The 12206-nt window shown below is 57.6% G+C and carries 12 protein-coding genes and 1 pseudogene; 12 read left to right on the forward strand and 1 reads right to left on the reverse strand.

The window, feature by feature from the left end; all coding sequences use genetic code 11:
- The first annotated feature begins 13 nt into the window (after window positions 1-13).
- The 12 genes and pseudogenes from alr to phoU all read left to right on the forward strand — a co-directional run bounded on the left by alr (window position 14) and on the right by phoU (window position 10743).
- Window positions 14-1144: an alanine racemase gene (gene alr / locus FE795_RS05435; protein WP_003802426.1), complete on the forward strand. Its 1131-nt coding sequence runs from the start codon at window positions 14-16 to the stop codon at window positions 1142-1144.
- 18 nt (window positions 1145-1162) lie between these two features.
- Entirely contained in the window at window positions 1163-1879 is a 717-nt protein-coding gene (locus tag FE795_RS05440; RefSeq protein WP_003802425.1) for an SDR family oxidoreductase, read from the forward strand.
- Between the two features lie 9 nt (window positions 1880-1888).
- Window positions 1889-3274: a DNA repair protein RadA gene (gene radA, locus FE795_RS05445; RefSeq protein WP_059318558.1), complete on the forward strand. Its 1386-nt coding sequence runs from the start codon at window positions 1889-1891 to the stop codon at window positions 3272-3274.
- A gap of 5 nt (window positions 3275-3279) precedes the next feature.
- Window positions 3280-4058, forward strand: a pseudogene (locus FE795_RS05450) (sulfite exporter TauE/SafE family protein).
- A 9-nt stretch (window positions 4059-4067) separates the two neighbouring features.
- Window positions 4068-4787: a 3-deoxy-D-manno-octulosonic acid kinase gene (locus tag FE795_RS05455; RefSeq protein ID WP_131071413.1), complete on the forward strand. Its 720-nt coding sequence runs from the start codon at window positions 4068-4070 to the stop codon at window positions 4785-4787.
- Between the two features lie 89 nt (window positions 4788-4876).
- Complete coding sequence (locus tag FE795_RS05460; protein WP_407927738.1) at window positions 4877-5971, forward strand: polyamine ABC transporter substrate-binding protein; 1095 nt, start codon at window positions 4877-4879, stop codon at window positions 5969-5971.
- A gap of 5 nt (window positions 5972-5976) precedes the next feature.
- Complete coding sequence (locus FE795_RS05465) at window positions 5977-7107, forward strand: ABC transporter ATP-binding protein (RefSeq protein WP_059318559.1); 1131 nt, start codon at window positions 5977-5979, stop codon at window positions 7105-7107.
- On the forward strand, window positions 7104-8024 hold the full coding sequence (locus tag FE795_RS05470; protein ID WP_003802419.1) for an ABC transporter permease subunit: 921 nt from the start codon (window positions 7104-7106) through the stop codon (window positions 8022-8024). Before FE795_RS05465 ends, FE795_RS05470 begins: the two co-directional genes overlap by 4 nt.
- Window positions 8021-8827, forward strand: coding sequence for an ABC transporter permease subunit (locus FE795_RS05475; protein WP_003802418.1), 807 nt, complete (start codon window positions 8021-8023; stop codon window positions 8825-8827). Before FE795_RS05470 ends, FE795_RS05475 begins: the two co-directional genes overlap by 4 nt.
- 18 nt (window positions 8828-8845) lie before the next feature.
- A complete protein-coding gene (locus FE795_RS05480) occupies window positions 8846-9199 on the forward strand; it encodes a Spx/MgsR family RNA polymerase-binding regulatory protein (protein ID WP_003802417.1) in 354 nt (117 codons plus the stop codon).
- A gap of 38 nt (window positions 9200-9237) precedes the next feature.
- Window positions 9238-9921, forward strand: a complete 684-nt coding sequence (gene rpiA / locus FE795_RS05485) for a ribose-5-phosphate isomerase RpiA (RefSeq protein WP_003802416.1) — start codon at window positions 9238-9240, stop codon at window positions 9919-9921.
- A gap of 87 nt (window positions 9922-10008) precedes the next feature.
- Window positions 10009-10743 (forward strand): phosphate signaling complex protein PhoU, encoded by a 735-nt coding sequence (gene phoU / locus FE795_RS05490; protein ID WP_003802415.1) that lies wholly within the window; start codon window positions 10009-10011, stop codon window positions 10741-10743.
- Window positions 10744-10850: 107 nt separating this feature from the next.
- On the opposite strand, the gene FE795_RS05495 is transcribed toward phoU, so the two are convergent.
- Window positions 10851-12137 (reverse strand): EAL domain-containing protein, encoded by a 1287-nt coding sequence (locus tag FE795_RS05495; RefSeq protein WP_131071414.1) that lies wholly within the window; start codon window positions 12135-12137, stop codon window positions 10851-10853.
- Between the last annotated feature and the right edge of the window lie 69 nt (window positions 12138-12206).

Consider the following 12206-nt stretch of genomic DNA (forward strand, 5'->3'; position numbering starts at 1 on the left):
TTCGGGGAGAACCATGCCACGTCCAATCTCGGCCACCATTCATATTGCGTCACTGCGTCACAATCTCGATATGGTTATTCAGAGCCTGAATAATGCCACGGCTCCATCTGGTGTAAAACGGCCCCATATCTGGGCCGTCATGAAGGCCAATGCTTACGGCCATGACATCGAAAATGCCGTGCGGGCATTCAGTGCCGCCGAAGGTATGGCGATGCTGGACCTGAAAGAAGCCATACGCTGCCGGGCTGCCGGCTGGACCGGTCCCATCATGTTGCTGGAAGGTTTTTTCCAGCCTGAAGATCTGGATGTACTGGCTGAGTTTGGCCTGACCACCGTGATTCATTGCCACGAGCAGCTCAAGATGCTGGAGCAGTGGAAAGGCGGAGCGGCCCTGAACGCCATGGTCAAGCTCAACAGTGGCATGAACCGCCTGGGTTTCAGTGTGGATGATTACCCTGCTGCCTTTGAGCGCGCCCAACGGCTGCAAAAAGCGGGCAAGTTGGGTTCGGTGGGGCGCATGACGCACTTTGCGCGCGCGGACGACAATATTGATGCCACGTTGGAGCAGATTCGCTGCTTTAACCGGATTACCGATGGTTTGCCGGGCCCGGTCAGTGTTTGCAATTCGGCCGCTACCCTCAGCCCCGATCTGGGGGTTTACATGCCCTCTGGCCCGGATCATTGGGTGCGCCCCGGAATCTGTCTGTATGGCAGCTCGCCGTTTGCATCAATCAGCGCTGAAGATTTCGGTTTGCAGCCGGGCATGACCTTGGCTGCTGAAATCATCAGCGTGCGCGGCGTCAAGCAAGGAGAGGGTATCGGCTACGGCCATACCTATGTGGCAGAGCAGGCGATGCGAATTGGCGTGGTGGCCTGTGGTTACGCCGATGGTTATCCGCGTCATGCAGGAACCGGTACTCCGGTCACCGTCAACGGTGTCCGTACCCGTTTGCTCGGTCGTGTCTCCATGGATATGCTGGCCGTAGACCTCACCCCGGTGCCCGCCGCCGGTGTAGGCAGTCAGGCGGTGTTGTTCGGTCAAGGCGGGCCCAGTGTGGACGAGGTTGCAGCGGCTGCCGGAACCCTGGGCTACGAATTGATTTGTGCGGTGGCGCCCCGCGTGCCGCGCGTCGTCCAGAATTAACACCAACAAGGCATAGCCATGAAAAATAAATGCGTACTCGTTACCGGCGCTACCAAAGGAATCGGTTGGGCCATCAGCCAAAGGCTGGCTGATGCCGGCGCTCATGTGGTGGGACTGGCCCGCCACACGGAAAATATTGATTTCCCCGGCTATTTGTATTCCTGCGATTTGAGCAATGCAGGAGAAACCGAGGAAATGCTGCGCGTCATCCGCGAAAAATACCCGGTGGATGCGGTAGTGAACAATGTAGGAATGGTCGCGCCTGAGCCTATTGGTCAGGTGGATCTGGGCAATCTCTATCAGGTGTTTGACCTGAATGTGCGCGTGGCGGTGCAGGTGGCCCAGGCTTTCATCCCGTCGATGAAGGCGCGCAAGGAAGGCCGTATCGTCAATATCTGCAGTCGTGTCGTGCACGGCGGTTTCGACCGTACCAGCTATGCCGCCGCCAAAAGTGCCTTGCTGGGATGTACCCGCACCTGGGCGCTGGAACTGGCTCCTTATGGCATTACCGTCAACGCGGTGTCTCCTGGTCCGATCGAAACCGAATTGTTCCGTGCCAACCATCCTGTCGGCAGTGAAGCCGAGCAACGCAGTCTGTCCTCCATTCCTTTGGGGCGTTTTGGACAGGCCGCGGAAGTGGCCGCGGCTGTCACCTTCCTGCTCAGCGATGAAGCGGCCTATATCACCGGCCAGAATCTGGGCGTGGATGGCGGCGGCAGCCTGGCCGGACGTTAAGGAATTATTATGGCCACCAGTACTCGTGCGGCCCGCAAGGCCAAAGTGGTATTTGTTTGCACAGAGTGCGGGGCAGATACACCCAAGTGGGCGGGAAAATGCCCTGCCTGTGGAGCCTGGAACAGTCTGCAGGAAACCGTGGAGAGTCCGGCCGCCGCCAGCGCCCACCGTTTTGCCTCTTTGGCAGGCTCCAGTCCGGTTCAAAGTCTTTCCGATGTGCAGGCGCGAGAGCTCCCGCGGGTGCCAACCGGCATTGGCGAGTTTGATCGCGTTCTGGGCGGCGGGCTGGTGGAAGGGGGCGTGATTCTGATCGGGGGTGATCCCGGTGTGGGCAAGTCCACGTTATTGTTGCAGGCCATGGCCGCTTTGGCCCAGCAAACCAAGGTTCTGTACGTCACTGGTGAGGAGTCCGCCGAGCAAGTTGCCTTGCGTGCCCGTCGTTTGGGCGTGCCAACGGAAGGGGTAGACCTGCTGGCCGAAATTCGCTTGGAATCCATCAGTCAGGCCTTGCAGTCTCATCAACCCAGCGTGGTGGTGATCGATTCGATCCAGACCCTGTATTCGGATCAGCTCAGCGCCGCTCCCGGCTCGGTCTCGCAGGTGCGAGAATGTGCGGCTCAACTGACGCGTCTGGCCAAGCAAAGCGGCACCTCCATGATTTTCATCGGTCACGTCACCAAGGACGGGACCTTGGCCGGTCCCCGTGTGCTGGAGCACATTGTGGACACGGTACTGTATTTCGAAGGCGATACCCATTCGTCTTTCCGCATGGTGCGCGCGTTCAAGAACCGCTTTGGGGCGGTCAATGAATTAGGCGTGTTTGCCATGACGGAAAAAGGCCTGAAGGGAGTCAGTAATCCCTCGGCCCTGTTTTTGTCGCAGCATTCCCAAACCGTGGCCGGTTCCTGCGTCATGGCCACTCAGGAAGGCACACGGCCCTTGCTGGTCGAGATTCAGGCCTTGGTGGATTCGGCGCATGTGCCAAACCCGCGTCGCCTGTCGGTGGGGCTGGAAAGCTCGCGTCTGGCCATGTTGCTGGCGGTGATGCATCGCCATGCAGGCGTGGTTACTTACGATCAGGACGTGTTCGTCAATGCCGTAGGGGGTGTCAAGATTACCGAGCCGGCGGCTGACTTGGCCGTACTTCTGGCCATATTGTCCTCGCTGAATAATCGTCCCTTGCCGCGTGGCCTGGTGGTGTTCGGGGAAATCGGCCTGGCCGGCGAAATCCGTCCTGCTCCTCGCGGCCAGGAGCGTTTGCGTGAAGCGGCCAAGCTCGGGTTCAGCATTGCCCTGATTCCCAAGAGCAATGCGCCGCGTCAGCCGGTTGAAGGCCTTGAAATTTGGGCGGTAGATCGGGTCGAGGACGCTGTCGATCGACTGCGCAACCTGTAATAGCCATGATAAGCCTTGAATTGATCCTGGCCTGCTTGCTGGGAGGCGCGCTTATTGGCTACACGGGTGGTGTTCTGGGCATTGGGGGCGGTTTGCTGGCTATCCCCTTGCTTGGCCTGGTGTTGGGCATGGACCAGCAAACAGCTCAAGGTACGGCGCTGATTATGGTGGTGCCCGCCGTGCTCATGACCGTGCGTCAGTACCATCGTCACAATCATATCGATTTTCGCCGGGCCGCCTTGGGGGCCATGTCTTCCATGCTCTTTACCTGGCTGGGCGCACGTCTGGCGCTGGGCATGGATGCCATCTTGCTGCGCCGTATCTACTCGTTATTTGTGATGGCGATCGCCTTGTATTATTTTGATCAGAGTTTGGGCTTTTCGCGGCGGCGCCGTCGCACTGGGACACCGCGGCCAGACCCGCAATCTTTTGGTCAAGCCTGGTATGTTGCCGTTGGCATGATGGCCGGTTTGGCGGGGGAGTATTCGGGGTGGGGGGCGCAGTCCTGGTGGTGCCGTTTCTGACCAGTCGCATGGGCTACAGCCAGACCGGCGCACAAGGGTTGGCGCTGTCCATGATTATTCCGGGCACCCTGGTTGCATTGGCAACCTACGCATTTCATGGTCAGGCCGCCTGGCAGGTCGGTATTCCCCTGGCGGTGGGCAGTTTGATGCTGGTACCTTTCGGTGTACGGCTGGCCCACCGGCTGCCCGAGAACCGCCTGAAGTTTATTTTTGCCTGCATGTTGGTACTGATCATGGCCTTGTTGCTGGTCCGAGCCTGAGGAGCCGTTGTGAGCGCCCAATCCGAAATTGTCTATTCTTTGCCGGGGGGCGGTGCCCTGCTGGCACCGGAGCTGGCCAAGCAGCTGGATCTGGAACCCCAGGCCTTGCAGCGCTGGTTCGAGGCCGCCTCCTACGGTGATCAGGCCAGCAAAGTAGGCCAGGGTGGCCGACAGGCCGCCTGGTTTGTGAACGGGCCCTTTGGCCAGGCTGTGCTGCGTCACTATCGCCGTGGTGGTCTGGTGGCCCGCTTCAATGAATCGGCCTACCTGTGGCAAGGGGCCTCGCGCACTCGCAGTTGGCGAGAATTTCAGGTGATGTCTTATTTGCACAACAAGGGTTTGGCCGTTCCCAAAGTGCTGGCCGGGGCATGGTGGCAACACGGTTTTTGCTACCGTGCGGCCTTGATAAGCCAGCGGGTGCCCGATGTGCAGCCTTTGAGTATGTGTCTGGACCGAGCCCCCCCCGAAGCGGTGGCGCACGAGATTGTCCGCATGCATCAATTCGAGGTTTGGCACGCTGACCTTAACGCCTACAATATTTTGCTGGATGCGAATGACAAAGTCTGGCTGATCGATTTTGACCGAGCACGACAGGGGCCTGTCAGCCCCGCCCAGGCGCTGGGCAATGTGCAACGTCTCAGGCGATCCTTGCTCAAAGTGTGTGGGTCGCAGGGCGACAGGTGGTGGCAGCAGATGTTTTCAGCTTACCGTCACGAAACGCAGCGTTAATTACGACTACGGGCTTTAAAAAAGCTTTATCATCTCGCCTTTTGGGTTTTTCGCTTTCGATAGGAAGGGGACTCGCGATGTCTTTTGGGATGAACACACCACAGGTGCTCGCTGGCCTGCTGGCCGCTGCCGCCATCATGCCTGTTGCACAGGCGCAGAATCAGGTTGTTAACGTTTATAACTGGGCTGAATATACAGCTCCCGACACCTTGTCCGGCTTTCAGAAAGCCACTGGGATTACCGTGCGGTATGACGTTTATGACAATAACGACACCTTGCAGGCCAAGCTGTTGACGGGTAAGTCGGGCTATGACGTCGTGGTCCCGTCCACCCATTACGCAGCCCGTCAGATCGAAGGTGGTTTGTTCCAGAAGCTGGATAAAAGTCAGATCCCCAACTGGTCTCACCTGGACCCGGACATCATGGCCCTGCTCTCGGATGTGGACCCGGGAAATGAGTATCTGATTCCCTGGGGTTACGGCACCAATGGCCTTGGCTACAACGTTACCAAGGTCAAGGAAATCATGGGCGAGCAAGTCGACCTGGGGAACTGGGACATGCTGTTCAAGCCTGAAAATGCCGAAAAACTGAAAGGCTGTGGCATTTCCATTCTGGATGAGGCCGCGCAGGTTTTTCCGGCCGTCCTGCACTACATCGGCAAAGACCCCAACAGCAGCAACGAGGCCGATTATCGTGAGGCTCTGGATCTGCTCAAACAGATTCGTCCATACGTGCGTCAGTTCAGCTCTTCGGGTTATATCGATGAGCTTGCCGCGGGCGATCTGTGCATGGTCTACGGTTTTTCCGGCGATGTCATGATCTCTGCCGACCGTGCGCGTCAGGCCAACAAACCCTACGCCATTGACTACTACATACCCAAAGGCGGGGCGCCGGTCTGGTTTGACACCATGGCCATTCCCAAGAGCGCGACCAATGTGAAAGAGGCGCATGCCTTTATCAACTACATTGAAACGCCGGAAGTACACGCCGCCATTACCAACACCATGTTCTACCCGAACGCCAATAAAGATGCGCGCGAGTTCGTGGTCAAGGAAGTGGCCGACAACCCCATGATTTACCCATCGCCCGAAGTCTCCAAGACTTTGTTCGTAATCAAACCGCAGCCATTGAAGGTGCAGCGTTTGCAAACGCGCCTGTGGGCTGAACTCAAGTCTGGACGTTAGGCATCATGCAAGATATCCGTACCGGAACCTCGCCCTGGATGGATGGCGAGGACGCTTTCGTGCGTGTGGACGAAGTCGTCAAGATTTTTGGCGACACCGTGGCTGTCCAGTCCGTGAGTCTGGACGTGGCCCGTCACGAGATTTTTGCCCTGCTGGGCAGTTCGGGCAGTGGCAAGTCGACCTTGTTGCGTATGCTGGCTGGATTCGAGGAGCCGACTTCCGGTCGGATTTATCTGGATAATGAGGACATTACCGACCTGCCGCCCTACCGGCGGCCGGTCAATATGATGTTCCAGTCCTATGCGCTGTTCCCGCATATGTCGGTCGAGGCCAATGTGGCCTTTGGCCTGAAGCAGGAAGGCGTGCCCCGCAACGAAATCCATGAGCGTGTCTTTGAGGCGCTGGATCTGGTGCAGATGGCTGGCTTTTCACGCCGCAAACCCAACCAGTTGTCAGGCGGGCAGCAACAGCGTGTCGCTCTGGCGCGTAGCCTGGTCAAGCGTCCCAAGCTGCTTTTGCTGGACGAACCCATGTCCGCCCTGGACAAGCAGATTCGTCAGAAGACGCAGATTGAACTGGTCAAAATCCTGGAACGCGTGGGCGTGACCTGCATTATGGTGACCCACGATCAGGAAGAGGCCATGACCATGGCCAGTCGTCTGGCAGTCATGTCGGATGGCCAGATCATCCAGTCGGGTACACCGTACGATGTGTATTCCTTTCCGAACTCGCGCTTTGTGGCGGGCTTTATCGGTTCCACCAATCTGTTTACCGGTGTGGTGACGGTGGACGAGCCCGATCATGTGCATATCGAGTGCGAGGAGTTAAGCCGTCCGCTGTACGTTAGCCACGGGATCAGCGAGCCGCTGGGCATGGACGTGTACGTGTCCATCCGCCCTGAGCAGATCAAGGTCAGCCGCGAGCTGCCCTCCGAAGATACCAACTGGGGCCACGGCATCGTGACCCACGTGTCCTGGATGGGCAGCTACACTCGCTACCAGATCCGTCTGGATGCCGGCATGCTGATCGAAGCGCAAATGCCCAGTGGCACTTTGGCTCAACCCGACGCACCTGGCGTGGACGAAGAGGTCTACGTGTCTTGGTCTGATGACAGCGTAGCGGTGCTGAGCACATGAAAAATCTGTCCTGGCGCAAACTGCTGCCCACCAGTCGTACGCTGGTGGTGGCGCCCACGTTTTTGTGGATGATCCTGTTTCTGCTGGTGCCCTTTTTACTCGTGCTCAAGATCAGCTTTGCCGATCTTGATTTTGGGGTGCCGCCTTACACACCGTTGGCCCAGATTGCCGATGAAAGCATTTCCTTCGTGCTGAACCTGCGCGGGTATATTTTGCTGTTCAGCGACAATCTGTATCTGGCTACCTATTTCAGCTCCCTGAAGATGGCTGCGGTTACCACGATCTTCTGTGTGCTGATCGGCTATCCGGTGGCCTACTATATCGCCCGCTCGTCGCCGGCCGTTCGCAGCCTGCTGTTGCTGGCTGTGATTTTGCCCTTCTGGACATCCATGCTCTTGCGCGTGTATGCCTGGGTGGGCATTTTGCGTGGTGATGGTTTGCTTAATCAGGCATTGATGGGACTGGGGCTGATTGATGCTCCCTTGGAAATCTACCGTACCGATCTGGCGGTGTATATCGGTCTGATCTACGCGTATCTGCCGTTTTTTATCCTGCCCTTGTATGCCAATCTGGTCAAACTGGATATGCGCCTGCTTGAGGCGGCCTACGACTTGGGTGCCCGACCCTGGTCGGCTTTCTGGAACGTCACCTTGCCCATGTCCATGTCGGGTGTGGTGGCCGGTGCCATGCTGGTGTTTATCCCGGCGGTTGGCGAATACGTGATTCCGGAAATGCTGGGGGGTGCCGATACCTTGATGATGGGCCGGGTCATGTGGACGGAGTTTTTCAATAATGCCGATTGGCCGATGGCTGCGGCGGTAACCTGCGTGATGGTCTTGCTGCTCATCATTCCCTTGATCCTTTTCCAGTACAGCCAGATGCGACAAATGGAAGCACAGCGGGGAGGCCGTCGATGACCAAACCCAATCCCTGGTTGCGTGCCCTGGTCCTGACATTGGGCTTTGGCTTTCTCTACATTCCGATTCTGTTCCTGATCGTCTTTTCATTTAATGATTCGGCCATCATGACCTCCTGGTCGGGTTTTTCTTTTCGCTGGTACGAGTCCCTGTTTCAGGACAGGGCTTTGCTCAGTGCTGCCAAGCTGTCTTTTCTGATTGCGGTACTGACAGCGAGCATGGCCACGATTCTGGGTACCTGGGCTGCCTATGTGCTCGCGCGCATGGGGCGTTTTAAGGGCTTTGCCCTGTACATTGGCCTTGTCAGTGCTCCGCTGGTCATTCCGGAGGTGGTGCTGGGCATATCCCTGCTGCTGATGTTTGTGGAGCTGAATGCTTTGTTTGGCTGGCCGGAGCAAAACGGTATCTTCACCATCTGGATCGGGCACGTGGTGCTGTGTACCGCGTATGCCACGGTGATTTTGCAGTCGCGTATGCGTGAGCTGGATCGCTCGCAGGAAGAGGCGGCGCTGGACTTGGGCGCCACGCCCTTGAAAGCATTTTTCCAGGTTGTTCTGCCCTCGATTGTGCCGGCCTTGATGGCCGCCTGGTTGCTGGCCTTTACCCTGTCGCTCGACGATGTGGTGATTGCCTCTTTCCTGTCTGGCCCGGGCTTTACTACCTTGCCTGTGGAGGTGTTTTCGCGCGTACGTCTGGGCCTCAAGCCCGAGATTAACGCCCTGGCAACGTTGCTGATTTTGGTCATTGGTATTTTTGTCGTGTTCGCCAATCGCCTGCAGGCACGCCGCGAGCGCCGCGCTTGATTGATAAGGAGTTCTGCCATGTTCACCATGTACGGTTTGAAAAATTGCAGTACCTGCCAAAAGGCCATCGCCTGGTTTGAGCAAAACGGCCTGTCGCTCAGTTTTGTGGATTACCGCGAGCATCCTTTGGAAGCGGCTCGTTTGCAGCAATGGGCGCACGAGCTGGGTGGCTGGCCCAAGCTGGTCAACCGGGCTTCCATGACCTGGCGCAATCTGCCTGCGCAACGCAAAGAGCCGCAGGACGATGCCCAATGGCTGGCTTTGATTGCCGAGTTTCCCGCCTTGGTACGCCGCCCCTTGCTGATTACACCTGACGGTGAGGTCAGCGTGGGTTTCAATGAAGGCAAGTTTGCCGCTCGTTTTCTTAAATAAACCATGGGGGGCCAAGCCCCCCGATTTTTATATCTGCCATGTACACACAGTCCGAACTCAAACAACAGGTGGCGCAGGCCGCAGTTGAATACGTCCTTCCTTTCCTGACGCCTGATTCCATCTTGGGTGTGGGTACCGGTTCCACGGTCGATTTGTTTATTGATGCGTTGGCGATCCACAAGCATGCCTTCAAAGCCGCAGCGTCCAGCTCGGAGCGCTCGACGGCTCGTCTGCAAAGCCTGGGTATTGCGGTGCAAGACCTCAACACCATCGAACGCATGGACTGGTATGTGGATGGTGCAGACGAAATCGATGCGGCGCTGAACATGACCAAGGGAGGCGGCGGCGCCTTGACCCGCGAAAAAATCGTGGCTTCAGTGTCGGACAAGTTCCTGTGCATCGTGGACGAGAGCAAGCTGGTGGAGCGCCTGGGCGCGTTTCCCTTGCCGGTGGAAGTCATCCCCATGGCTAAAAACGCTGTCGCCCGTCAGCTGCGTGCCCTGGGTGGCACTCCTGTCGAGCGTGCGGGCTTTGTCACCGATAACGGTGGCCTGATTCTGGACGTGTCCGGTCTGTCCATTGAGGACCCGGCAGCCTTGGAGGCACGCATCAATAATATGCCTGGGGTGGTGTGTTGCGGCCTGTTCGCGATTGCGCCTGCCAGCGTGGCCTTGATTGCCGGTCAGCAAGGGGTGCGTACGCTCTTGGCTGACGGTTTCTGAATTTTAATGTCTCTGTCATAATCGGTGCTTAATCTATGAATGGATTAAGCGCTGGCGCGAGCCATTTTGCTGTTACAGAAGGCCACTATGAACGAACATACCAATAAGCAGTTTCACTCCGATCTGGAGGCTACCCGTTCACTGTTTTTGCAGATGGGCGGCATCGTTGAATCGATGGTCCGGAGTGCGACCGAAGCCTTGCAGACAGGGGATATGTCGCTGGTCGATCAGGTTCGCGAGCGTGAGAAAGAAATCAATCGCCTCGAGGTGGAGATTGACGAGCGCATCACCAACCTGATTGCCCGCAATCAGCCAACTGCCATTGACCTGCGCATGTTGCTGTCCATCTCCAAGATGCTGACCGATATGGAACGCTGCGGGGACGAAGCCGAGCGCATCGCCAAGATGGCGCGCCGTCTGCACGAAGGCACGGCAGGCTACGAGCCCGTTGTGGAGCTGCGCCACATGAGCGCCTCGGTCGCTGGCATGATCAACGATGTCCTCGATGCCTTTGCGCGTCAGGATGCGGTGCATGCGGCACAGATTGTGCGCAGTGACAAGGAAGTGGATCGTGAGTGGAAAGGTTCGTTGCGCCACATCATTACCTACATGATCGAGGACCCGCGCACGATCTCGCACTCCATCGACCTGATCTTTATTGCCCGTGCGCTGGAGCGCATTGGCGATCACGCCAAGAACATGGCGGAACGGGTGATCTACATGGTTCGCGGCGATGATGTGCGTCACACGGGTGTGAAAAACACCGAACGTACAGCGCGTGGTGAGCCGTTGCCAGAGCCGGAATCTGAAGACAAAGTCTGATTCTGATTTGGTGGGCCTGTGTGTTTCAAGCCTTGCATGCATCCATGCAAGGCTTGATTGCTTTCAGCACGTAGGGCGGCATCTGACTGCCGTGCCAGGACGGTAGGTTAAAAGCCCAGGCGATGGCCCAATGGTGCGCAGCCTGGGTAGAACCGGGTTCGAACGAGTACCGCGTCTTGCACGGTAATGAATGAGGGGTGCTCCCACCAGGTAGGGGTCAGGGTAGGACGTGCCAGCAGGTAGCCTTGTGCCCCCTGTGCACCGGAATGGCGCACAAGGTCCAGATCCGCCTCATTCTCCACGCCCTCAATGATGACATAGGCGCTGTAGTCGGCGCAGACATTGACCAAATTGCGCAGCAAGTGCGTGGGTTGGCCGGGGCGTCGTGCTCGAAGCAAAATCGAGCGATCAATTTTCACAATATCCGCGTGGGTCTGTACCAGAAAGGCCAGGGTGCTGTTGCCTGAGCCGGTATCGTCCAGAGCAATGCGCGCCCCCAGGTTTTGCAGTTGGGCGATAAGACGCAAGGCTGTGGGTTTGTGGGCAATGGAGCCTGTCTCTGTTATCTCCAGAATAAGGCGTTGAGCGACATCCGGCCGGCTGTCCAGGTAGCTGAAGAAATCCTGCCACCATAAATCATCCTGCAAAGAGCCGGCAGACAGGTTGGCCCCCAGACACAGGGCAGGGTTGGCATTGAGTAGCCCCACCACACTTCCGAGCACGCTGCGATCCAGGCGTGAAATCAGCCCCAGCCGCTCCATGGCAGCTATTGCGTCGGGTAAGGAATAGTCCGCGCCGCGCGAGTGACGAATCAGGGCTTCCTCATAGAAGGCGGCACCCTGATGTTTTGCGTCCAGGTGATAAATGGGTTGAAAGGCCAACGCTAACAAGCCGTCTTGCAGGTCGTCCAGCATCCGGACCGCCAGGTTCATATCGTTCCGATAGGTCCTGGCCCAGACCTTGTGCCAGACAGCCAGTGTGGCGGGGTGATGGTGAGAGCTGGGGTTAGGAACCGGTGGATGGAGCAGGTCCGTATCGTACTGGCGACTGTCGTAGTGATAGGCCACTTGAGTATGCAGATAAATGCGCTTGTCGCCCTGGCTGATGGGGTCGCACTCCAGAGCAGCGCCCAGCAACTGGGCCAGGGCATTGGGGTGGGCACGTTGAAAGCGCGCCTGACTGCTCAGGCGGTGCAAGGTGATCAGAACATAGTCTCCCTGGATAAGCACCTCTCCAGCGTTCAGACCGCAGTCCAGTAGTCGCTGCTGCACCGTATCCAGCACAAAGCGATGAAACTCAGAACCATACAAGGCCTGCAGATAACTGAGATTGACCAGCCATAAACGCAAGTGGGTGGAGTAGGGGGCAATCTCGGGTAAGTCTAGGCGGCACATGAACTTCTTTTCCTGTGGGTAAAGCAGTAAGCGGCTGTGCGGTTCAGTGGCTCGGCGTTTGGCGCGTGC

The organism is Alcaligenes ammonioxydans (genome assembly GCF_019343455.1).
GTDB lineage: Bacteria > Pseudomonadota > Gammaproteobacteria > Burkholderiales > Burkholderiaceae_B > Alcaligenes > Alcaligenes ammonioxydans.

Bases quoted from the DNA above. Each gene is read 5' to 3' on its own strand.
- alr (WP_003802426.1), top strand. From the start codon at position 14: ATGCCACGTCCAATCTCGGCCACCATTCATATTGCGTCACTGCGTCAC.
- FE795_RS05440 (WP_003802425.1), top strand. From the start codon at position 1,163: ATGAAAAATAAATGCGTACTCGTTACCGGCGCTACCAAAGGAATCGGT.
- radA (WP_059318558.1), top strand. From the start codon at position 1,889: ATGGCCACCAGTACTCGTGCGGCCCGCAAGGCCAAAGTGGTATTTGTT.
- FE795_RS05460 (WP_407927738.1), top strand. From the start codon at position 4,877: ATGAACACACCACAGGTGCTCGCTGGCCTGCTGGCCGCTGCCGCCATC.
- FE795_RS05465 (WP_059318559.1), top strand. From the start codon at position 5,977: ATGCAAGATATCCGTACCGGAACCTCGCCCTGGATGGATGGCGAGGAC.
- FE795_RS05470 (WP_003802419.1), top strand. From the start codon at position 7,104: ATGAAAAATCTGTCCTGGCGCAAACTGCTGCCCACCAGTCGTACGCTG.
- FE795_RS05475 (WP_003802418.1), top strand. From the start codon at position 8,021: ATGACCAAACCCAATCCCTGGTTGCGTGCCCTGGTCCTGACATTGGGC.
- FE795_RS05480 (WP_003802417.1), top strand. From the start codon at position 8,846: ATGTTCACCATGTACGGTTTGAAAAATTGCAGTACCTGCCAAAAGGCC.
- rpiA (WP_003802416.1), top strand. From the start codon at position 9,238: ATGTACACACAGTCCGAACTCAAACAACAGGTGGCGCAGGCCGCAGTT.
- phoU (WP_003802415.1), top strand. From the start codon at position 10,009: ATGAACGAACATACCAATAAGCAGTTTCACTCCGATCTGGAGGCTACC.
- FE795_RS05495 (WP_131071414.1), bottom strand. From the start codon at position 12,137: ATGTGCCGCCTAGACTTACCCGAGATTGCCCCCTACTCCACCCACTTG.